The organism is Aeromonas sp. S19(2024) (assembly GCF_041402625.1).
In the GTDB taxonomy this organism is placed as follows: domain Bacteria; phylum Pseudomonadota; class Gammaproteobacteria; order Enterobacterales; family Aeromonadaceae; genus Aeromonas; species Aeromonas caviae.
Map to the genome: position 1 here is coordinate 20,114 of NZ_JBGLQU010000019.1, position 18,214 is coordinate 38,327.

General features: G+C 56.7%; 31 protein-coding genes. 25 read left to right on the plus strand and 6 right to left on the minus strand.

Going from position 1 to position 18,214, the window contains the following annotated elements; translation table 11 throughout:
* The first annotated feature begins 16 nt into the window (after window positions 1–16).
* From ACB037_RS20775 to ACB037_RS20790, 4 genes are all read left to right on the plus strand, one after another.
* The gene (locus tag ACB037_RS20775) at window positions 17–1,687 is read left to right on the plus strand and encodes a hypothetical protein (protein WP_371175852.1); all 1,671 of its coding nucleotides are present in this window, start codon (window positions 17–19) and stop codon (window positions 1,685–1,687) included.
* On the plus strand, window positions 1,684–1,998 hold the full coding sequence (locus ACB037_RS20780; protein ID WP_371175853.1) for a hypothetical protein: 315 nt from the start codon (window positions 1,684–1,686) through the stop codon (window positions 1,996–1,998). Before ACB037_RS20775 ends, ACB037_RS20780 begins: the two co-directional genes overlap by 4 nt.
* Before the next feature lie 8 nt (window positions 1,999–2,006).
* The gene (locus ACB037_RS20785) at window positions 2,007–2,171 is read left to right on the plus strand and encodes a hypothetical protein (RefSeq protein WP_257707257.1); all 165 of its coding nucleotides are present in this window, start codon (window positions 2,007–2,009) and stop codon (window positions 2,169–2,171) included.
* 652 nt (window positions 2,172–2,823) lie between these two features.
* On the plus strand, window positions 2,824–3,462 hold the full coding sequence (locus ACB037_RS20790; RefSeq protein WP_371175854.1) for a hypothetical protein: 639 nt from the start codon (window positions 2,824–2,826) through the stop codon (window positions 3,460–3,462).
* Between the two features lie 853 nt (window positions 3,463–4,315).
* Here ACB037_RS20790 and ACB037_RS20795 read toward each other — a convergent pair.
* The 6 genes from ACB037_RS20795 to ACB037_RS20820 all read right to left on the minus strand — a co-directional run bounded on the left by ACB037_RS20795 (window position 4,316) and on the right by ACB037_RS20820 (window position 7,696).
* On the minus strand, window positions 4,316–4,693 hold the full coding sequence (locus tag ACB037_RS20795; RefSeq protein ID WP_371175855.1) for a helix-turn-helix domain-containing protein: 378 nt from the start codon (window positions 4,691–4,693) through the stop codon (window positions 4,316–4,318).
* Window positions 4,694–5,254: 561 nt separating this feature from the next.
* Window positions 5,255–5,563, minus strand: a complete 309-nt coding sequence (locus tag ACB037_RS20800; protein ID WP_371175856.1) for a hypothetical protein — start codon at window positions 5,561–5,563, stop codon at window positions 5,255–5,257.
* 7 nt (window positions 5,564–5,570) lie between these two features.
* The gene (locus tag ACB037_RS20805; protein WP_282414853.1) at window positions 5,571–6,209 is read right to left on the minus strand and encodes a ParA family protein; all 639 of its coding nucleotides are present in this window, start codon (window positions 6,207–6,209) and stop codon (window positions 5,571–5,573) included.
* A 129-nt stretch (window positions 6,210–6,338) separates the two neighbouring features.
* Window positions 6,339–6,707: a hypothetical protein gene (locus ACB037_RS20810; protein WP_371175857.1), complete on the minus strand. Its 369-nt coding sequence runs from the start codon at window positions 6,705–6,707 to the stop codon at window positions 6,339–6,341.
* Window positions 6,704–7,003 (minus strand): hypothetical protein, encoded by a 300-nt coding sequence (locus ACB037_RS20815; protein ID WP_371175858.1) that lies wholly within the window; start codon window positions 7,001–7,003, stop codon window positions 6,704–6,706. Before ACB037_RS20815 ends, ACB037_RS20810 begins: the two co-directional genes overlap by 4 nt.
* Window positions 7,004–7,075: 72 nt before the next feature.
* A complete protein-coding gene (locus ACB037_RS20820; RefSeq protein ID WP_371175859.1) occupies window positions 7,076–7,696 on the minus strand; it encodes a hypothetical protein in 621 nt (206 codons plus the stop codon).
* Between the two features lie 361 nt (window positions 7,697–8,057).
* On the opposite strand from ACB037_RS20820, the gene ACB037_RS20825 reads away from it, so the two are divergent.
* The 21 genes from ACB037_RS20825 (at window position 8,058) to ACB037_RS20925 (ending at window position 18,000) form a co-directional block, all read left to right on the plus strand.
* Window positions 8,058–8,477, plus strand: a complete 420-nt coding sequence (locus tag ACB037_RS20825; protein WP_371175860.1) for a hypothetical protein — start codon at window positions 8,058–8,060, stop codon at window positions 8,475–8,477.
* A 171-nt stretch (window positions 8,478–8,648) separates the two neighbouring features.
* Window positions 8,649–8,915 (plus strand): hypothetical protein, encoded by a 267-nt coding sequence (locus tag ACB037_RS20830; protein ID WP_371175861.1) that lies wholly within the window; start codon window positions 8,649–8,651, stop codon window positions 8,913–8,915.
* Complete coding sequence (locus tag ACB037_RS20835) at window positions 8,902–9,321, plus strand: hypothetical protein (protein ID WP_371175862.1); 420 nt, start codon at window positions 8,902–8,904, stop codon at window positions 9,319–9,321. The genes ACB037_RS20830 and ACB037_RS20835 overlap by 14 nt, the downstream gene beginning before the upstream one ends.
* A gap of 10 nt (window positions 9,322–9,331) precedes the next feature.
* Window positions 9,332–9,475 (plus strand): hypothetical protein, encoded by a 144-nt coding sequence (locus ACB037_RS20840; RefSeq protein WP_371175863.1) that lies wholly within the window; start codon window positions 9,332–9,334, stop codon window positions 9,473–9,475.
* Entirely contained in the window at window positions 9,472–9,897 is a 426-nt protein-coding gene (locus ACB037_RS20845) for a hypothetical protein (protein WP_371175864.1), read from the plus strand. The genes ACB037_RS20840 and ACB037_RS20845 overlap by 4 nt, the downstream gene beginning before the upstream one ends.
* A gap of 7 nt (window positions 9,898–9,904) precedes the next feature.
* Window positions 9,905–11,104, plus strand: a complete 1,200-nt coding sequence (locus ACB037_RS20850; RefSeq protein WP_371175865.1) for a tyrosine-type recombinase/integrase — start codon at window positions 9,905–9,907, stop codon at window positions 11,102–11,104.
* Window positions 11,105–11,243: 139 nt separating this feature from the next.
* A complete protein-coding gene (locus ACB037_RS20855) occupies window positions 11,244–11,531 on the plus strand; it encodes a hypothetical protein (RefSeq protein ID WP_371175866.1) in 288 nt (95 codons plus the stop codon).
* 48 nt (window positions 11,532–11,579) lie between these two features.
* Entirely contained in the window at window positions 11,580–11,993 is a 414-nt protein-coding gene (locus ACB037_RS20860; protein WP_282414841.1) for a hypothetical protein, read from the plus strand.
* Between the two features lie 15 nt (window positions 11,994–12,008).
* Window positions 12,009–12,863, plus strand: coding sequence for a hypothetical protein (locus ACB037_RS20865; RefSeq protein WP_371175867.1), 855 nt, complete (start codon window positions 12,009–12,011; stop codon window positions 12,861–12,863).
* A gap of 12 nt (window positions 12,864–12,875) precedes the next feature.
* On the plus strand, window positions 12,876–13,412 hold the full coding sequence (locus tag ACB037_RS20870; RefSeq protein ID WP_371175868.1) for a DNA methyltransferase: 537 nt from the start codon (window positions 12,876–12,878) through the stop codon (window positions 13,410–13,412).
* Between the two features lie 16 nt (window positions 13,413–13,428).
* On the plus strand, window positions 13,429–13,761 hold the full coding sequence (locus ACB037_RS20875; RefSeq protein ID WP_371175869.1) for a hypothetical protein: 333 nt from the start codon (window positions 13,429–13,431) through the stop codon (window positions 13,759–13,761).
* Window positions 13,762–14,357: 596 nt separating this feature from the next.
* A complete protein-coding gene (locus ACB037_RS20880; protein WP_371175870.1) occupies window positions 14,358–15,020 on the plus strand; it encodes a site-specific integrase in 663 nt (220 codons plus the stop codon).
* Window positions 15,020–15,238, plus strand: coding sequence for a PapB/FocB family fimbrial expression transcriptional regulator (locus ACB037_RS20885; protein WP_371175871.1), 219 nt, complete (start codon window positions 15,020–15,022; stop codon window positions 15,236–15,238). Before ACB037_RS20880 ends, ACB037_RS20885 begins: the two co-directional genes overlap by 1 nt.
* A gap of 76 nt (window positions 15,239–15,314) precedes the next feature.
* The gene (locus ACB037_RS20890; RefSeq protein WP_371175872.1) at window positions 15,315–15,578 is read left to right on the plus strand and encodes a hypothetical protein; all 264 of its coding nucleotides are present in this window, start codon (window positions 15,315–15,317) and stop codon (window positions 15,576–15,578) included.
* 49 nt (window positions 15,579–15,627) lie between these two features.
* On the plus strand, window positions 15,628–15,879 hold the full coding sequence (locus ACB037_RS20895; RefSeq protein ID WP_371175873.1) for a hypothetical protein: 252 nt from the start codon (window positions 15,628–15,630) through the stop codon (window positions 15,877–15,879).
* Between the two features lie 12 nt (window positions 15,880–15,891).
* Window positions 15,892–16,170: a hypothetical protein gene (locus tag ACB037_RS20900; protein WP_371175874.1), complete on the plus strand. Its 279-nt coding sequence runs from the start codon at window positions 15,892–15,894 to the stop codon at window positions 16,168–16,170.
* Between the two features lie 17 nt (window positions 16,171–16,187).
* Entirely contained in the window at window positions 16,188–16,376 is a 189-nt protein-coding gene (locus ACB037_RS20905; protein ID WP_101617513.1) for a hypothetical protein, read from the plus strand.
* Window positions 16,377–16,387: 11 nt separating this feature from the next.
* Window positions 16,388–16,579 carry a hypothetical protein gene (locus ACB037_RS20910; RefSeq protein ID WP_371175875.1) on the plus strand — a complete coding sequence of 64 codons (192 nt, stop codon included), beginning with the start codon at window positions 16,388–16,390 and terminating at the stop codon, window positions 16,577–16,579.
* 15 nt (window positions 16,580–16,594) lie between these two features.
* Window positions 16,595–16,813, plus strand: coding sequence for a hypothetical protein (locus ACB037_RS20915; protein WP_371175876.1), 219 nt, complete (start codon window positions 16,595–16,597; stop codon window positions 16,811–16,813).
* 14 nt (window positions 16,814–16,827) lie between these two features.
* Window positions 16,828–16,995, plus strand: coding sequence for a hypothetical protein (locus ACB037_RS20920; RefSeq protein ID WP_244075662.1), 168 nt, complete (start codon window positions 16,828–16,830; stop codon window positions 16,993–16,995).
* A 744-nt stretch (window positions 16,996–17,739) separates the two neighbouring features.
* Window positions 17,740–18,000, plus strand: a complete 261-nt coding sequence (locus tag ACB037_RS20925; protein ID WP_223940224.1) for a hypothetical protein — start codon at window positions 17,740–17,742, stop codon at window positions 17,998–18,000.
* Window positions 18,001–18,214: the final 214 nt, after the last annotated feature.

An 18,214-nucleotide genomic window follows, 5' to 3' on the forward strand; every position in this document is an offset into this window, starting at 1 on the left:
TATTTGGAGCCAAGAAATGGCAGGAATCTGGTATCGCGCTGGCACGGTCAGCGTGACGAATGGCAGCAAGAAGATCACCGGCTTTGGAACCTTGTGGAAAACAACGGCGTTAAAGCCGGACAAGGGCCACCCCGTTCATGGCCCAGATGGGCGCATTTACGAGCTGGATTACGTCGAGAGCGACACCGTGATGTATATCGTCACGGCGTATGCCGGGGCGACGGCAGCGGGCCAGGCATATGCCATCGACATTCCCAGGACTAGCGGCATTCCGGCATTCAGCCGCGATCTGGCGGCGTTTATGGGGTATCACCAAACACAAATGGACGGCTGGCAGCAACTGCTGACCGGGACGGGGGATGCCACGCTCACCGCGCCGGATGGGACCAAGCTGACCCTGCCGACCTGGGACAAGGTGATGAATGCCGGCGCTGGCGTTGTTGCGCAGGCCAAGACCGAAGCAGATCGGGCCAAGACAGAGGCCGCCAACTCTGCCGCCAGTGCCGCCTCTGCGGGTAATGCGGTCGTCGCGGCCGCGCTGCCCTTGCCTGATGTGTGGGCCCCGTTATCTGACAGCCTGCGGCTTATCACCGGATACGGTCGCGAGGTGAAGGTGGGGGATGATGTCGTGGCGAAGATGGTCAATTTCTCACGCAGTACCACGGCAACCTATATCGGAAAGGACGGTTTACTGAAAACGGCTGTTGCGAACGAACCGAGGTTCGAGAGAGGCGGTTTGCTGATAGAAGGGCAAAGCACGAACATTTGGCCAACGCAAATAGGTGGCGGGGATATTCTGAACACGGTAATTGAAGCCACGCAATTGCCTGACGGGGTAATCGGCAACAGCTATAAAATAACCCCTACACCGGGCGCGTTCGCATACATACGCCGTTCTTACACAGCGCAAACAGGCGCCCATTCAATGTCGTGTTACGCAAAAAGCGGAGATTCAACCGGACGAATGCCTGATTTGTATTCTGGGTTTAACGGTCGCTTTGACACAAAAATGGTGGGCGTTGCCATCGCTAATGGGTGGTGGAGAATGTCCGCTAAACTGGAATCCCCGACCGGAAATACGGGTATCGGCTTTGGGCTCCTGGCTACTGAAACCACTCCAGTTTACGTTTGGGGCATGCAGTTGGAAGCGCTCCCGTTCGCCAGCTCTTATATTCCGACTAACGGCGTTGCTGCGACTAGGGCTGGGGATCTGTGTGACTTAACAAACATTGGCAATTCATCCACGATTATGGCTATGGCGATAGAGTACGACCAGTCCGTCTACAATACGCAGGGCGGCGCTCTTTTATCCTCATACGCTGTGGGAGACGAATTTAGGTTTAGACTGGCGCTTGCCAGAGACGCTAGTTTGGATACTGACTTTGGGCTATTAGGTTTCTCGTATGACGAAGGTCGCCTAGCATCCATCAAGCAATATGCCAATAAAAGCTCCGGCGGAGTTGTTTTTGCTGTGTTCGACGCTGACATATTCAAGGTGGGAGTCAAGAATGCCACGAATAACTCACTATATTCAGTAGGCCGAACCCCATCTTCTAAAGCGCCAACGATTAGCAAGTTGGCAATCGGCTATTACCCCGCGTCGAATAGTCAGATTTTCGGACATGTCCGTAATTTACGAATATGGCACCGAGCCCTCACTGACTACCAGTTAAAGGCCATCGCATGACAGATTATATCGACCTCAACCTCAAGGCGGCCGATAAGGCCGCCATGACCAAGGCCTTATCGGCCGCTGGTTTTGTCAAAGACAGCGAAACCGGCACCCTCTATCACCCTACCGCCTCGCTGCAACTGCTGCCGCCTGGCATGGTCACCCGCCCCACCGGCGCGGTGCAGACCGTCGATGGTATCGAGCTGGAGGTGCGTGAGCCCGTGCCCGGCTATCACGCCAACGTGCGCACCACCGACGCCGCCCTGGCCGCCGCCCTGGCGCCGGTGACTGTCAACGTAGACACGCCCCAGTATGTCTGGGCATAGGAGGCATCATGATCGTTCGTCTTGAGCCGATTACGGCTATCGTCGTCGCCGTGCTGCTGGGCTGGGCGTGGAATACCGCGACCGCTCCGGGGCCTGTCTGTCAGGTGCAGGAGCAGCACCATGGCAAAACCGTCCTGGTGCCGCGCCCCTGCGCCGATGTGCTGCCAAAGTAATTGAACCCGCCCCGGCCCCGTGCCGGGGCTTTCTTTTTTCGTCTTGCCCACGTGGGCGGGCGGTGTCAAAATTGCCTGTATAAGTATACAGTGCCAGCCGGGAGGGTTGCGGATGAGTGGGGATAATTTGATGGGTGATCACGTTGATCATGATGATCAGGTGATCATGGCGCCTGGATCATATACGATAGGAAGGCTCGCTCAGAGATTGGGCTCCTTGTGCGCTAAGCTGGGGCCGGATGTGTGTGACGATGAGATCGCCACCGAGATCAGGCGAGCCGCAACCGAGGCCGCAATTCTTGCCCAGGGGTGATGATTTGATCTTGTTGGTAGATAGAGGCTTTAAACCCTATCACAATTTGTGCTAGAGTTGCTGATATAAGGCTTGGGGTTGCCCAGGCAAGAACTTAAACTTGGCAAGTATCCAAAATGACGAAACCCAGCCTTGGCGGGCTGGGTTTCTGATTCGAGCAGCACCACAAAGCAGTGAGCACGACTAATCGCAAAGTCAGTTTACTCAAGGTGCTGGTCATTGGCAACCTTGCCGCCACTTTTTTAGGCGGAAAAAATGGCTTTCTCACCGGCTCAGGATGGGCTGAACGTGGGTTCTGGCAACCGATGCGGCCATAACCCAACTTCCCCGAACTTCCTTGTGCAAACTCACAAGGCCAACATCCCCAGGATCCTGAGCAGGGCCATCGAGGTGATCGAGGAATATTTCCCGCGCCTCAAGGAAATCGCCCAGCTTGACACCCTGAACCCGCACCGCAAAAAGCGCAGCGAACGCCGCGAGGCGATCATTCAGGCTATCAAGGCGCTGCTGAAATATTGCGACCTGGTGACGCTGACCGTGGGTATCCCGACCAAGAACGGCCGGGTGGGATTGACGTTGGCGCGGTTGCATAAAGAAACCACGTTGAGCTGGTCCCGTTTCAAGCGGGCCCTCGCCGATCTCCGAGCTGCCGGCTTCCTTTCTATCGCTCAGCCAAGAATGACCAACAAAGCTGGCCAGGTGCGCGGCGTAGTTGGCGTCAAGGCGTTGTCTGTTCGCCTGTTCGAGGCACTCAAGCTGGATTTCTGGCTGCGCCGCGAGCGTGATCGCGCCTCCAAGCGTCAGCGGGCCAAGGCGCGGGAGGAAGGCGTTACCCAACGCAGCTTCTACCATGGCGCCAGCAGCGCCCGCTCGGCAGAGCGTACTGGTGGGCCGTTGTCCCCTTGCGCAGAGGGTGTGCCCCCCACTAGCTGGGGCGCGTTCAAGGCCCGCGCTGCGAGCCGCCGCCCCCTCTCCTGACAACCTAGACCGTCATATATAACCCAGCCTCTGCTGGGTAAAGGCGTTTCCTGTCACTGGCCAACCCAGGCCCCTCACCCTTCCCTCTTACGTCAGAAGCCTCAATGGGCCCCAATTGGTGGGCGTAGACATGGAGTTATCCACATCACCCCGCAGCCAGCCCCCTCTTTTACCTCCCCCCTTTACAAATAAGTGCTCCCACTCCCTGTGGGAAGACTCTATTAAGTGTCCCTCATTATTTCAGGGGGTAAATATCTATAATCAGATCATCCTGGCTCGCAAGCTCCCCAGGGAGAATGCCTGGCTATGCAGGCCAGCAAGCTGGCCGCCGCCAGACCAAAGACGAGAATGCCTGACCTTGCAGGGCGGCAAGCCGCCCGCCGGTCAGCAGATGACCCCCTTCGTGGGGGCACGCCCCCACACCCCAGCCCACAAACCCCAGCTTGAACCAACCATGCCCCATAAAGGGGCCAATCAACATCCGGGGGCGTCCAGCAGCGGTGGCCTTAAAGACGGCTCAGCAGGGAGGGGGGTGGTTGTCGCTGTGATACCGCAGTCATCCATCCACGCTGGCGCCGCTGTGGCCATAAAAAAGAAAAGCCATGGCAAGGCATGGGCTCGGGTCGAGATTGCGTAAAACGAAGCTCAGGCGCGATAGAGAGGGGCAAAGCCAAACAATGAAACCGGCCATCGAAAAGTAACAAGGCCGCAACATATTTTGAAGGGGTCAGCAAGGTGGTCAGGCGCCTGGTTGGTTGTCAGTTATGGCACCTTCGCGCCGTTCGCCTGGCCAACGCCGGGCGCAGGGCCGCATTTAACATATAACCGATTAGACGCGGTGATTTCGCTGCAATTATCCCTCCTCGAACGGGAGCGGTTTTCCAAGTGCGTCGGCGATGGCCAGCAGTTGATCGATCACGGTGTCGGCCAGTTCTGGGGGGAGTTGGAGAAAGATCCGCATTGCCCTATCGAGTCGCCGGTCATGGCCAACGGGGAGCAGCATGTCGCTGATCTCGATCCCCAGGGCTCGACATGTGCGCCTGGCTGCCGGGAGGGGCATGAATGCGGTGTTCTTCGGGTTGAGCCACCGCCGCAGGCTGGTCACCGGGATCCCCGTTTCATAGGCCAGGTCGTCTATGGCCAAGCCCCGCCGCTCGATGAGCTGGCTTAGGTGCCGCTTGGTGGCGATTACATATTCCCGATCATCATCGTCAAGGTACGCGCGGCGCATAGGTGGTTCCTTATGAGCATCCCGCGCCCGTCAGCAGGTGTCGCTTGCCTTACGTGTTGTAAGATCTGACAACCATTTATGGTTTTTAGCGTAGCAAATCCACCATAAGTGGCGAGCAGGCAATGCCTGCTCGGGGTAGTATCGTGCCTGGGATAATAATGAATAAGTGGTTGGATTTATGAAGGTTGTTCAGTTAGGAAATAAGAATAATTTGCGCGATATTTTGGCGAGAATGGTGGCCATCGCCGGGCCGGATAACTGTGATGACCGCATCATTACGCTACTCAATGATGCGGTGCTGCTGGCGGAGGATATGGGGCAAGAAAAAGCCCCCGTGAGGGGGCACTGTTCTTCATACCAGCCTTGCTCTCTTGGCGCTGTCCATCACCCAGGGGGATAGCCCTGAAAGTAACCGGCGGCGCTGCGGAATCGACATTCCCAAAAGGGATACAATGGAATGTCCTGATCTGATAGACTGCTTATTCAGTTGCATAGTTGCCCCTCCAAGGTGCTGTTCAACTTGCGGGCCGACTCTCTCACAGTCGGCCCGCGTCGTTCTGGTTAACCGTTATGTTCGTCACGCTCAAGCTTTTCTCTCAACGCTTCCAGTATGTAGGCAGTGAACATCAGCGATGTTCCACCCTTCTCCTTGAGTGCCTTATATCTATCCTCATATGAGCATGGAAGATTCGGGATCCGCTTCTGTTTGACTTTGGGGCCGGTCGTGGCCACTTCCGGCCCGCTGGCTTCATGTTCAATCAGAGCGGCAGAACTGCCCTTTCCCATCAGCTTGTTTAAATCAACTCTTCTAACCATTGCCCGCCTCTCACTCACGAAATGTACATCAAGTGTACCCCACATGTACCACATGTGTACATCATCGGGCATTCAGAAGTGAAATTACCTCTGCCGCGAATGCCGCCACCTCTTTGCCTGCTTCGCTATGCAGGGTTGCGGTGCGCTCCGTTACCCCAAGGCCGTTGTCCATCATGGTGTTATAGTCGGCGCGTCTGGAGAGGCGGCTGGACATCATATTCAGTTTGGGCAGCAGTGAGACCACTTCGGTCAGCCTGCTGAAATCTCGCCTGCTAGGATGGTTTCTGGTCATCAGCACCTGTGCGGTGAGCGGGGCCTCCAGTTCAAACTCCCGTTCTATCTCGCCCAGGATATCGTTGAACGCAATCAATCCCCTGATCTCCGTTACATCGTCATTGGCGGGGCATATCACCAGATCCGAATAAGCAATCGCCGCGCGGATCAAGTTGCTGTCATATCCCCCGCAGTCAATCAGCATATCCACATCCGATTCTATGAGTTCTTTGAGCTTCTGAGCTGTCAGCTTCGAATGAACATCCCATCGCATCCCCTCTGGCCTCAGCTCATTAATGGCCGCCAGGCAGAGGTGTCTGTCCAGATCAACAATGGTTTTGATCCCCATGGCCCCGGCGAGCTGAACGGCTGCTGTCGATTTACCTACGCCGCCTTTGCTGGCTGCTACTGCAATAATTTGTCCCATCACACTCTCCATTGTTCATTGTATTGGTACACATGATGTACATATCGTGTACCTCGAATGTACATATGAACAAAAAAAAGCCCCGCAGTAAAGCAGGGCCAGAAAGTTTTTTATCAAATGTCACATCTGTCACGCCCAGATATTGCGGCCCGCCGTCTTGATGCGCACCACGATGGTGCCGGGTCTGCCACCCTTGATGGGGCTTCTGTTTTTCATGCCATCCTGGTAGTCGGTGGACGCCAGCGCCAGCACCAGGCAGAGAGCGCGGCTTGCCAGGATACCGAGTTGGAAAGCCCGGCTTATCATGTGGGTGGAGGTCTTTGCTCCCAGCTTGGCCCGAATGCTTTTCTCCGCCATGTGCAGTTCTGCTTGGCTGAGCCCGCTGGCAGCCATGATGCGCCCCTGGCTTTCTCCTTCGCCATGCAGGAGCACGATGCCAAGCTCGGTTGCAGTCAGCCCATTACCAGGTGACGCAATGACTTCATTGCCGATGATCATGCCTTCTCTCTCCCTATGAGGCCGAAGTGCCCACCCATCAAATGTGCAATTTCCATTTTCACCTCATGCAGTTCGCCCCTGCTCTCCTGAATACTGGATAGGGAGCGCTCGGTCGCCATAACGCAGGCATCGATCATCTGTTCAGCTCGCCGTGCTTCATCCCCTGGAATCCCCTCCACTATCGAGCTGACAGCCGTGAGCGTGTTTAGCAGGAGCAAGGCATCCCCTTGGTGGCGATGTGCCGCCCTGTTCAGGTCTTCAAGCATCCTGACGATGCTGGTATCTACAAAAAGCATTTAGATAACCCCGAGTATCACAAAAACAGATAAAAAAGATTGACAAAAAACACGGCGACAACCGTGATTTTTTTATTTCGTCATTCTGAACAGATACCGTCCCCGTACTTTTATCGCGGGGAGATCGTCATCGCCGATGGTTTCAAGAACGCCATTGGAGTCCTTTATCTGCCACCCCTTCACCGCCCCCGGCACTATCCACCGCGCCTGTATGTCGCTGTTGTGGTACTCAATCGCATATATCCCGCCTTGGGTGATGTTCTCATCACGCTCGAACACTGCAATGTCACCGGTCACCAGGTTGGGTGCCATGGAGTCGTCTTGAATCGGGATTTGCAGGATGGATTCTGCGTCCTGAATGTGAGGGGCGATTTTGTTCATCAACCAGACTGGAGCCTGTGACGGCGTGGACTCTGGCTTCATCCCCAGCAAATAAGCTGGGTCAACGCCAAAGCGAGGGGCGAACACTTTCTCGATAGCCAGCAGCCACCAGGCCAGAACGCGCTGCCGCGCCCCGTTTTCATATGCGAGATAGGTTGTCTGACCTATGCCAACCTCTGAGCTGACTTGTATGGCTTTGTTGAACCGGCTTTTTCTGGCGCGAGCCAGATTCTGGCCGAGTTGGAGCATTTTTTTATTTAGCATCTCGTCGGTTATGTCTTCGATCGAGAGCAGCGCTTGTTTCTGTTCCATGTTTCATTTGGCCCTTTTAATCTACAAAAAAAGATAGCACAAATCGTGATATTTAACAGGTGTGTTGATGTATTAATGTGCGTCAGGTGTTAGGATTATCTGGTTTGTAGATACGAGTGGATTTTCGTATGTGTTTATCAGATTTTTTTGCCCGTGAAATGCCCGGAACCAAACAGCGCGACCGTGCCAGTAGGGTTGCGGGCAAAGTTGGGTTGAAGGCATCAACGGTACAGAAGTATTTCCAGTTGGACCGATACCCCAGCCCGCGAACCCTAGAGAAGATTTCTCGTGAATGGCCCGCTCTGGACGTTGCGGCCTGGCGCTCAGCATTCATTGATGCGCAGACAAAAAAGGGGGGCTCATGATCCTGGCGATTGCCGGGGCAATCCCGGCAGAGGTTGATTCAGTGATCGCGGTCATGATGGCTGACCGCGCCAAGATCCAGCGTTTTTCTGTGTCTCATCGCCCCCTGGCGTCTCGCCCCTTTGCGCTCCGTGCTGCCCTGGAACGAGACCGCTTCAATGCTGACTGGTTGACCCTGGTCCCGGTCGAGCACCCTGACGAAGTGGCGGTGGTGCGCGGCCTTGGCGGGCGTGTTGCTCATGTCTATTCCATGTGCGCCCACCCGGCGATCAAGATTGAGGCAAAAGACCTGCTGATTGCCTGTCCTGGTAAATCGGCCGGCAGGCACCTCGTCAAGGCCGAAGAGGTCTATGCCTTGCTCAGGACAAGCACCTTGGCATCCCGAGATAGAAAGCCGTCGCAACGGAAGCGAGGGTGACATGCTCCCCGTTCTCCACTATCAGATCACCGCCTTTACCCTGCTTGCCCGCCGTCTGGTGGCGGTTCGTACTGTCGAGCTTCCTGCCACGAACGTCATGAGGGCGATCTGGGCCGCCAAGGCCATCAACCCAGATCCCCGCCCACTCGTTTATCGCGCAAGGAGGGTTCGATGAACATCAATATTGCCACGTTCCCCAGTGATATCCGCCGGACGTTCGAGCTGCAAAGAATGGCCGCCTTGTGGGTGAGCCATGTTTGCGCCGGGAAGTGGACGCGGGATCGCGTTCGTCTGGAGGTGTGCAAGCTTGATGACGAAGTGGAGCGGGAGGAGTTGAGGGCGTGGCTTCGCCACTATGACGCTCAGGCGAAGGCCGCCGCCGATGTGGCCAAGCGCCAAAAGCCTTCCACCAGGAGGCCCCGCCATGACGCTCGATGATGCACTCGATTTGTGGGCCCGCTGGTGTGTGCAGGGGCAGATGATGCCCGCTCATTCAACTGGCCAAACAGGCAGGGTGATGGAGATCTTGCGCACCGGCATCACCGGCCCCGGTCATAACGGCGGCGGCAAGGCGCCCATCCTCGATGGCGTGGAACCACGGATAGAAGCGGCCCTGCTGGCCTTGGCGGCCTCTGGTGAGGTTGGCCATCGTCGCGCCAGGGTGTTGAGGGCGGAATATCTGATGCCAGTGCTGGAGCATGGACGAGCCCAAGAGGTGCGGGCGATCCGGTTAGGCATGGCTCTCGCCAAGTACAAGAAAGATTTGATGAATGCCCGTAAAGCTGTCCGGTTTGCCTTGGAGGGGTCACCGGTCAGCTCTCCATCTACCCACCGCCAATCGTGAGAGGATTGACATGTCACAGCACTACAGAGTCAGAGCGTACAAGAAAGATCAGCAGGCCGCCCCGGCACTCAAGCGCCGCCAGCAAGATCGCGCCGCCATCGAGCACCTTGTCATGTGTAAAGCCATGGGGATTGACCCAAAGGCGGTGCAATGAGCCTAGCCGACCAAGCCAAGGGTAAGAAGGGGCCGCGGACCACAATGACGGAGGCTCAGATCACGGCAAAGCGGGCCGCCGATGCCGCCCGAAAGCGCCGTCAGCGCGAGCGAGAGAATGCGGAAGTGCAGGCGTTTGTGCCTGGGGAGGCTTGCCGTGTCACGCTCAAGCTGACCGGCAAGGAGTCCGCATATCTGTCCCGAGCGATGAAGATCCGGGCTGTTTGGGCCACTTCGAACTATGACCCGCAAGAGTACATATCGACGCTGTTGCTTCGAGATGGCCAGCTCCTTGATCAGCAGCTCGCCGCGCTCCCCCCTTGTGAAAAATGCGGCCTTCAACTACCGCAGAGCTGCGAACGCTTGCACAAGGGAGAAGCTGATTGCCTGCTGACAACCGTTGCCCTGGAATTGAAACTATGAGGAAGGGATGATTCTTTCCACTCCGATCACGGATGCCGCCATCCGGCGGCATTCTGCCGATCTCTCCATTAGTGAGTTGCGTGACCCCCGCCGCCCAATCCGGTTTCGGTGGGCAAAGTGTCGGTCCCGTGGCTCGGTTCATCTGGTGATACACGTAAACGGCAAGTCCAGATGGCGCAAGGTCGCACCCTGGCCAGCGGTGCCGGTATCCCAGGTGCTGGATGACTTGCCCCGCAAGATCTCCGCACTCATGGATGATGCGTCAGCACCCGTTCAGTCCAGCGAGTTCGTGAACTTTGCCGACCTGTTGCGCTGGCATGGTGATCGGGTGGCGAAATCCAGATCGCTGTCAGCGTCCCGCAGGGCGGCGGTTGCCTCCCAGATCCGGCGCCAATTACTGCCGTTGTTCGGCGCTCTGTCGCTGCATTCCTCCCGCGACGATATTGACCAGGTAGTGCAGCAATATCAGCAGCAGTACATGGTGGATACCGTCCGCGCCGGTTGGGGGATATTGAAGAAGGCCAGTAAGGATGCCCGCAGGCTGGCCATGATCACCCATGACCCCCTGGCGGGCCTGGCATTTAGTGATCTGATCACCCGTCGCCCCATCCAGCGCCCTGGCAGACTGAGGCCATCCCACGCCCCGGATGTTCTGGCAAAGCTGGCCGCTGCCCCCCGTGATGCCGCGATGCTGTGTTTGCTGGCGCTGCTGCATGGCACCCGGATCGGTGAAACCCGGCTCGCGCAATGGCGGGAGTTTGATCTCGCCCCTGGCGGCTGCTGGCATATCCCGGCAGATCACACCAAGCCCCGTCGAGGTCATGTGATCCCGCTTTCTCCGTTGGCTATCTCCGTGCTACAGCGCCACCAAGCCCGCCAGCGGGCCGCCGGGTATCGCGGCGTTTACCTGTTCCCAGCTTGCCGCTCTGCCTCCGCCATCGGTGCGAGGGATGCAACCCGCCTGGTGGCTACTGTCAGTGGCGGCCAGTGGCGTGCCCACGATCTGCGCAAGCTCGCCCGCACTCGCTGGACTGACCAGGGGACAGATCATCATGTCGGGGAGTCCCTGATTAACCATGCCCCCGGCAAGCTGGCGGGCATCTATATCAATTCGTCCATGAGGGAGCAGCAGAGGCAGGCCATCGAGCTGTATCACGCCTGGTTGACTAGCCAGGAACCTGATGGTGAAACGTTGTTTTGTGCATAATGGGTACATTTGGTGTACCTGTTATGTACAAAAAAGATTGACGGCTAGGCGGATTCCGCCTAATCTATCTCTCGACGGTGGCACACAGAAAGCCACTCGAATTCAGAGGCGGCTAGTTGATGCCACCGATGGAAACGAGATGAGACTGAGTGATGTAGCGATCATCAAGACCCACTATCCCGAGGCTGATTTCTGGCTAGTGCGTCGAGGCTCTTTAAAAACCTGCGGCCAGCCCACCCGGGAATACAACCCGGAACACATCGGCATCAAGGTCACCCGAACGGACATCCTCCTGCCGGATTACCTCTACTACTGCCTGATGTGGCTTCACCAGTCAAAACGATGGGAGGCGCTGGCCACGGGCACATTGAGCTTGGTCAATATCAAAGTCTCTGACGTTCGAACCATCGAGCTGTCACCGAGATAAACACCGGGGGCGCAAGCCCCCGGCATATCGGCCAGCAAAGGAGAGAGTATGAAAATCGAGTTACCGAGCATCGCCGACCAGCAGGTGATGGTGTTCAAGGCTGCCCAGCAAGAGGCCCTGGAAGCCATGAGAAAGAACAGTGATGCCCCCGTGCTGTCCGCCACTCTGTCAGTGGATGAGAGCGCTTACCCTCGCGCTCACCTGCTGCGTGAGCGGGAGGGGTGGGAGCCGCCCCACAAGGATCTGGTGGCGGCCTATTTCGACCAGTTCAAGGAGCTGTTCGGTTATGGCTCTGACAAGGAAATCGCCGAGCTGCTCGGGTTGTCGAGTGATCGGCGGGTGCGGGAGTTCAAGCAAGGAAAGAACCCCGTTCCTTATGGTGTGTGGCGCCGCTTCCTGGTGATGACCGGGCGGGCCCCGCAAGAGGTGATCCCCGTTCTCGGGGTGGTTGTAAACAAGTAACGAGAGAGTAATCACATGAGCCCGACTAATCGCACTGTCGAAGCCCTTGAAAACGCCCAGCCGCATCAGCTGCTGAGTGCCTTTGTTGTTCGATTCAATGACATGTCAGAACAGCTTGATGAGGTGTCCCAGGAACGTGACGAGCTGGAGATTCAAGTCGCTGCTGCCGCGACGTCTCAAGCCGCTCTGCTGGCCCGCATTGCAGACCTGGAGCAAGAGAACGAGCGTTGCTGTGAAGCAGCTCGCAAGGCCGAAAAGATTGGCAACCAGGTGGGGGCCCTGCTGGTTGAAAAGACCCGCCTGCAGGAGCAGCTCAACCAGTTGCAGCAGGTGATCGCCACCTATGGTGGCGTGAATGGCATTGACAAGCTCAAGGAGCAGAACAAGCGTCTGAAGAGTGGCAACGCCGAGAAGGATGCCCGCATCAGCCAACTGGAGCGGGATAACAGCAAGGTTCGCCACGATCTGACGACCGCCCAGCGCCAGAGCATTGAGGCTCACACCAAGATCGACTTGCTCCAGCGTCAGCTCGCCCACGACACCGGCAGCGGCCTGTATCACAACGGAGAGCATCACCTGATCATCTGGCCCCAGAAGACCAAATTCCAGCGTCCCGACGGTACCACTTTCGAATCTCGCTCCCTGCTCTATATGCACCAGTCTGGCCGCGCTGCCTTGTTCACCTATAGCGAAGAGGGCGGGACGGTGTTTGCCGCTTCTCCGAAACCGGGATTGAAGCCGTCAAAGGAGGTCCAGGAATTTGCCCATAACTGGCTGTTCAAGGTCAACAGCCTGCAGGGAGGGATCGTGCATGAATCGGACATGGTTCCCGTTGATTTCAACGGCTACGCCAGTGAACAAGCAGCGTGATGGGGGTGTGAGATGAGTTCAACAACTGGTGACAAAATCGAGCGTGACAACTACCCGACCCCGGTTGAGGTGATCAACGCCATGCTGGCCAAGATGGGCTGGCGCCCCGGTGATACCTTCCTCGAACCATGCCGGGGTGATGAGAGCCGTATCTATGACCGGGTGCCGTTACCTGAATCCCAAAAGGACTGGGCTGAGATCTCGATGGGCCGCGATTATCTGGCTCATGACTTCGGCCGCCAGTTCGATGTGATCATCACCAATCCGCCGTTCAGCCTGACCGAGGAGTTTCTGGAAAAGAGCCTGGCCGAGCTGAAACCGGATGGCACCCTGATTTACCTGCAACGGGTCAACTTCCTGGGCTCTATCAAGCGTGTACCGTTCTTCGCCCGCATTGGCTTCCCGAACAAGACGCCGGTCATCATTCCCCGGCCCCGCTTTGCCAAGAAAGGCACTGACTCTTGCGAGTATGCCTGGATGGTCTGGGATCGCGGCGGCCGCTTTGATGTGCCGAACGGCATCAGCCACCTGCTCACCCGCGCCGCTTGATAGAGGAAAGCACGACATGACAGAACAAAACACACGGCTCGTACTTGAGCGCAATGACTGGATAGTGAGCCTTATCCGTGCTGCAAAAGGGTTGCCGCTCGATGTTGAGACCGAGACGCTGCCGGAGCACGTTCGCCAAGGTGTTGAACTGATCCAGCAACTGTTTACCCGTGCCACCCCCAGCGAATGGCGGATGATGAGCGGTGACTGGCGGGACGAGCTGGTTTCCCTGCATGGCGAAGATGGCCATATCGTCAGCGGCCTGACAGTTGCGCAAGCCAGCGCGCTCATTGATGCACATGGGGGAATTAAGCCAATAGCCTCCGCCATGTCACCGGCTCAGGGGTAATCACGATGCACACACAAAAGGCATTCTCTCGGCAGCTGAATCGCTGCCCATTATGCGGCGAACGCCCGCAACTCCAATGGTGTGATAGCTACAGGGTTATCTCGCAGTGTGGGCTGGAGTTCAAACCTAGGCCCTTATTCGACACAGAAGGCCATGCCACCGTTGACCTGTGGAACGACATGACGGCAGGTGTGACCAGGCCGCAGCGCCTTGATGAGGCTGGAAGGTAAGGGGAATCACGATGCAAAGATGGAATAGCCGTGTGACTTATTCACGCATCAGATCCTGCAAGCTGTGGCACCGTTGGGAGTTGGTTCAGCAGGTCGGGGATGTCAGGTATTTTGCTTGCCGAGATTGCAAATCCCGCCGAGCTGCCCATCACAGCATCTTGCGGGCATCGGGCGGGGTGATCCAGATGGACTGGGTTATGTTCATCACCAACGATCTATCCCCATCATATCCGCCCAGGAACCCGCCACCCAAGCGCCCATAACTTTCCGTGAACCACTCACCAGAATTGAACAAGGGGCCTTTATGGCCCCTATCTTTTGCTGTAGTCTCTCTGTTTAATGTCGATAATCAGGATTATACAGTTAATGCCAAAGGCTATTGTTGTTGAAGATCCGCAGCTGGCCCATGCCGTTACAGTGGCCAAGGCATCAAGCCCAGAGAACGGGCTAAGGGATGCCGCTTTGCTGCTCTGCTGCTTCGGTACTGGCATGAAGCCCGCCGAGCTGGCGCAGCTGCGGGTGAGTGATTATCTCTCCCCTGGTGGTGAGCCGCTGGCCGAGACGGTGGTCAGGCCGGAGATCGCATTTAACGGGCGGGCTCGCCCATTGTGCTGGGTCAACAAGAAGCTGATCACCGCTATTGATGAACACCTGGCCGACCGGCTCAAGCGCGGGCATGGCATCACCGGCAGGCTGACAGCCTATCGTGGGCTCGACCCGCAGAGCGGTCTGTTTGTCTCTGGTCGCACCGGCCAGCCGCTCAAGCTAACGCGCATCGAGCGGGGTGGTCGGGTGAGCTATCGGGCTGACCAGCTGACGGCCCTGATTGCTCGCCTGTTCGCTCAAGCTGGCATTGAGGGGGCTACGGCTCAATCTGCCCGCCGAACGCTGGCGGTGAAGCTCAAGCGCAAGGGGATAGACGAGCGCCATATCGGCGAGATCCTGGGGATGACCAGCATCAAGGCCATTAAGACCCTGTGCGATACCGATCCGGTTAGCCTGGGTGATTTGATTAAGAGGATTGTTTGATGACCAATGCGCAGTTTGACCTGCTGCTAAAGCTGACCAGTATCCGCTCTGACGACATCAAGGCGGCCGCTCGGGCCGTGCTGGTTGATGGGGAGACGCAGAAGGCTGCCGCAGCTGCTCATAACGTCAACGAGGGGCAGTTGTCCCGCCGCCTGACAGTCATTCGTGAGATTGAGGCGATTGTGATCGGGCTCTCTATGTTTTACCAAAAAGGATAAATAATCTCTTGCTAGATTTACCATATATGGTAAATTTATCTCATCGAGACGGGGCTTGCCCGACAAGGAGATAACCATGAGTACAGCAGCCAAAAAAACCATCAAAGAAGCCATCGTGATGATGCTGGAGGATTTATTTGTGATGCGCCAAGGGGAGTTGATTCACCAGCTTGAGCAGCACATGACCGCTTCAGAGCGCGGTTTGCATTTTTTTGAAGTCAGAGAGGCGGTTGCTGAAATGGTTAACGACGGGGCGCTCAAGCAGTTTGAGCTTGGTGATGGCATCAGTAACGTTACCGTCAAGATGCTGACTCTCCCTCAAATGAAAGTGGTTGGCTAATCCCTAACAGGGGCTGTAACGGCCCCATTTATTCGAGGAAAAACAGACCATGGCGAAGCTGACAAACCGCGAGCTGGATGTGGTGCTGAGCAAGCTGGCGAAGGCGAACTCTGAGGCTTTCAAGCTTCAAAGCCTGATCTCCGAGCACAGCCTGGAAGTCTACGGCGTTGAGCCGGGTGAAGTGGATAATGATGAGTATATCGACCGGGTTGCTGGCGGAAACGGCGTGGCTGGCGGGATGAGTGCCGCCGAGTTTGATCGTTCAATGCGTGATTGCATTGAACGTCGTCAAGATTGTTGAGGGAAAAACGGGATGGCTCAAGAGTGCCCGCATTGCGGCAAGAAAGGGATCGAGTTTGACCTGGCATGGGAGGGCAAACAGTGCCGCCGCCCAGTCATTATTGACCCGGCTGTTGGCGGCTGGTTATGCGGGTATAAGCCTCTCGAGATCGTTAATGGCGTGACTCAAGATGTGGCCGTCAAGATCGTTCAGCTGAAATGCCCATCATGCAACCAACTCCACGACCCCGCCTCGTTTGTCGGCGGCGAGAAGTATTGCACCGGTTGCGGCAATACCATCAGAAGCGAATGAGTTAGAGGAAAAACGGCATGGCTGACAATCGAGAGTTTGCCGAGCAAATCGGGGCCGCAGTCGCCAGCCTTGGCACAAACGAGGCGCTGGGCTGCATGGCCAGGGTGATGTGCTGGGTCGCATCAGACCACGGCCAAGCCATCCAATTCGAGTGCGATCTCGGGGTGGTGACAATCGAACCCAAGCAGCAACCGCTGCAAAGTTGAGGGAAAAACGGATGGCTTTTGCAACGAAGAAGGATGCCCAGCAGTGGGCCGCTGACTACCTTACAGCTGCCGAGAACCCTGGCGAGTACATCGACCCGATCCGCGGTGGCCAGGTTGACATCATCAAGCGCGGCAAGGTCTGGACCTTCCCTGGTGGGGATGACTGGATCGATGAAGTGGAAGCCTTGTCCCCTGCGGCCTGAGTTAGAGGAAAAATCATGGAACAGAAAGCGATTGCATGTTGGGTGAAAATCATTGAACCGAATGGGACTTACTTCGAGAAGGGTAGCGTTTTGCCTGTTCACCTGAATGATGATTTTGAGCCTGTGCTGACAGAAGAGTATGAGCCAGGTGAACCGTGCGAGCACTCATTGGATGATCTCACTGCTGACGGCGTTACCTTTGAAAAGGTGCCAGCTCCAGAGCAGAAAAGTTAGAGGAAAAACAGACCATGGCTTTGATAGTGATCAGCGTAGATAGGGCCTCCCTGCCGTCCCATACGGATGACCAATTTGAGGAATGGGTCGAGTTCAACGTGGGCCATCGAGGCGGCGTCAGCCAGGATAACCCCCTCGCTGACATCGACATGGAAGCGCGGGTTCGAGAGATCAGCAAGTAAGAGGAAAAAAGATGGCAAAAAGGCCCCGCCTGGCAGTCTCCCAGCGCCTCAGAAACCGCTTGGAGGATGATTTAGACATGCGCCTGCCCGCCGCCCCTCAGCGCATATGGGGTGAGCCTAGTGGCTCATGCCGCTGGTTTGTTCATGACGACGATGGGTGCGAGTACCTGAGCTATCACCCTATGTCTGATTGTGTAAGGTCAGATGTCAGGTTGGTGGTAAGTAGCTGCCTTGGCTCTACAAACCAGAAGTTCGTCAGCATCGAGCTGGTCAACGCTAAGAGATAGAGGAAAAACGGACGATGGCTACAACAAGACGGTTTACTTTGAAGCCTAACACATCGGTGACCCCATGCCCCCGGTGCAGCAATAACACAGTGTTCACGGGCTGCGCTGTCCAGGTTGCTGAGGACTGCTGTGAGGTTTACGTGATCTGCCAATGCAGTTACGACCCGACCGAACAAAACACCGACCACCGGTTAGAGGATGTATGGGGCAGCGTGGATGATGAGAATTTGATGGCCGCGCTGTCTTGTTGGAATGACGCCCTGGCCGATGCGGCCACCAAACACTGAGATCGAGGAAAAAAATCATGGCATCAATACCCAGCCCCTTTGCAACCGGATGTGGTTTCCTCCTCTTCGCAATGTTCATAGGTTGCCCATTCTGGGTTTGTGCTGCAATGGGTGGGCTGGCGTTCGCATTGGCCCCAAGAGTGAAGCAATAACAGTTAAGGGAAAAGGGCATGGGAAAGGTATTCACTGACACTGTAGAGAAGGCGCTCACCGAGGCCCCCGCTTGCCGGATAGCGGTCTATCCGCGCCAACATGGCTGGGTGTCCGAGCGCGTGCAGTTGGAGCTGGCTGATTCTGTCGCGCAGTTGGGCGAGACAACCCCGAGCCGGGGAGGTGGCCACTACCTGGTTGATGGTCTGAGCGCCGAAGAGGCCGCCCAGGAGGCCCGCCGGTTGCGTGGCAAGCCCGTCGAAATCATCCGAATTGAATAGCCCGCATCAGCGGGCTTTTTGATACCCGGCTATCATCAAACCAGGCCATCCCTGGAGCGTTGTTATGCCGATCATTGATGCCGCCGATCTCGGCCTCCCGCCTGATTCCCCAATCAATCTCACCAACAACGAGCTGGCGCAGCGCCTGACCGACCTGCTGCCCGCCCTTCCGCCTCTCTATGTGCCGTTGGTTGCCGAGGCCGCCCAGCGCCTG

What these genes read in the sequence shown, in the direction of transcription:
- ACB037_RS20775 (WP_371175852.1), top strand. Translation starts at nt 17, where the DNA reads ATGGCAGGAATCTGGTATCGCGCTGGCACGGTCAGCGTGACGAATGGC.
- ACB037_RS20780 (WP_371175853.1), top strand. Translation starts at nt 1,684, where the DNA reads ATGACAGATTATATCGACCTCAACCTCAAGGCGGCCGATAAGGCCGCC.
- ACB037_RS20785 (WP_257707257.1), top strand. Translation starts at nt 2,007, where the DNA reads ATGATCGTTCGTCTTGAGCCGATTACGGCTATCGTCGTCGCCGTGCTG.
- ACB037_RS20795 (WP_371175855.1), bottom strand. Translation starts at nt 4,693, where the DNA reads ATGCGCCGCGCGTACCTTGACGATGATGATCGGGAATATGTAATCGCC.
- ACB037_RS20800 (WP_371175856.1), bottom strand. Translation starts at nt 5,563, where the DNA reads ATGTGGTACATGTGGGGTACACTTGATGTACATTTCGTGAGTGAGAGG.
- ACB037_RS20805 (WP_282414853.1), bottom strand. Translation starts at nt 6,209, where the DNA reads ATGGGACAAATTATTGCAGTAGCAGCCAGCAAAGGCGGCGTAGGTAAA.
- ACB037_RS20810 (WP_371175857.1), bottom strand. Translation starts at nt 6,707, where the DNA reads ATGATCATCGGCAATGAAGTCATTGCGTCACCTGGTAATGGGCTGACT.
- ACB037_RS20815 (WP_371175858.1), bottom strand. Translation starts at nt 7,003, where the DNA reads ATGCTTTTTGTAGATACCAGCATCGTCAGGATGCTTGAAGACCTGAAC.
- ACB037_RS20820 (WP_371175859.1), bottom strand. Translation starts at nt 7,696, where the DNA reads ATGGAACAGAAACAAGCGCTGCTCTCGATCGAAGACATAACCGACGAG.
- ACB037_RS20825 (WP_371175860.1), top strand. Translation starts at nt 8,058, where the DNA reads ATGATCCTGGCGATTGCCGGGGCAATCCCGGCAGAGGTTGATTCAGTG.
- ACB037_RS20830 (WP_371175861.1), top strand. Translation starts at nt 8,649, where the DNA reads ATGAACATCAATATTGCCACGTTCCCCAGTGATATCCGCCGGACGTTC.
- ACB037_RS20835 (WP_371175862.1), top strand. Translation starts at nt 8,902, where the DNA reads ATGACGCTCGATGATGCACTCGATTTGTGGGCCCGCTGGTGTGTGCAG.
- ACB037_RS20840 (WP_371175863.1), top strand. Translation starts at nt 9,332, where the DNA reads ATGTCACAGCACTACAGAGTCAGAGCGTACAAGAAAGATCAGCAGGCC.
- ACB037_RS20845 (WP_371175864.1), top strand. Translation starts at nt 9,472, where the DNA reads ATGAGCCTAGCCGACCAAGCCAAGGGTAAGAAGGGGCCGCGGACCACA.
- ACB037_RS20850 (WP_371175865.1), top strand. Translation starts at nt 9,905, where the DNA reads ATGATTCTTTCCACTCCGATCACGGATGCCGCCATCCGGCGGCATTCT.
- ACB037_RS20855 (WP_371175866.1), top strand. Translation starts at nt 11,244, where the DNA reads ATGAGACTGAGTGATGTAGCGATCATCAAGACCCACTATCCCGAGGCT.
- ACB037_RS20860 (WP_282414841.1), top strand. Translation starts at nt 11,580, where the DNA reads ATGAAAATCGAGTTACCGAGCATCGCCGACCAGCAGGTGATGGTGTTC.
- ACB037_RS20865 (WP_371175867.1), top strand. Translation starts at nt 12,009, where the DNA reads ATGAGCCCGACTAATCGCACTGTCGAAGCCCTTGAAAACGCCCAGCCG.
- ACB037_RS20870 (WP_371175868.1), top strand. Translation starts at nt 12,876, where the DNA reads ATGAGTTCAACAACTGGTGACAAAATCGAGCGTGACAACTACCCGACC.
- ACB037_RS20875 (WP_371175869.1), top strand. Translation starts at nt 13,429, where the DNA reads ATGACAGAACAAAACACACGGCTCGTACTTGAGCGCAATGACTGGATA.
- ACB037_RS20880 (WP_371175870.1), top strand. Translation starts at nt 14,358, where the DNA reads ATGCCAAAGGCTATTGTTGTTGAAGATCCGCAGCTGGCCCATGCCGTT.
- ACB037_RS20885 (WP_371175871.1), top strand. Translation starts at nt 15,020, where the DNA reads ATGACCAATGCGCAGTTTGACCTGCTGCTAAAGCTGACCAGTATCCGC.
- ACB037_RS20890 (WP_371175872.1), top strand. Translation starts at nt 15,315, where the DNA reads ATGAGTACAGCAGCCAAAAAAACCATCAAAGAAGCCATCGTGATGATG.
- ACB037_RS20895 (WP_371175873.1), top strand. Translation starts at nt 15,628, where the DNA reads ATGGCGAAGCTGACAAACCGCGAGCTGGATGTGGTGCTGAGCAAGCTG.
- ACB037_RS20900 (WP_371175874.1), top strand. Translation starts at nt 15,892, where the DNA reads ATGGCTCAAGAGTGCCCGCATTGCGGCAAGAAAGGGATCGAGTTTGAC.
- ACB037_RS20905 (WP_101617513.1), top strand. Translation starts at nt 16,188, where the DNA reads ATGGCTGACAATCGAGAGTTTGCCGAGCAAATCGGGGCCGCAGTCGCC.
- ACB037_RS20910 (WP_371175875.1), top strand. Translation starts at nt 16,388, where the DNA reads ATGGCTTTTGCAACGAAGAAGGATGCCCAGCAGTGGGCCGCTGACTAC.
- ACB037_RS20915 (WP_371175876.1), top strand. Translation starts at nt 16,595, where the DNA reads ATGGAACAGAAAGCGATTGCATGTTGGGTGAAAATCATTGAACCGAAT.
- ACB037_RS20920 (WP_244075662.1), top strand. Translation starts at nt 16,828, where the DNA reads ATGGCTTTGATAGTGATCAGCGTAGATAGGGCCTCCCTGCCGTCCCAT.
- ACB037_RS20925 (WP_223940224.1), top strand. Translation starts at nt 17,740, where the DNA reads ATGGGAAAGGTATTCACTGACACTGTAGAGAAGGCGCTCACCGAGGCC.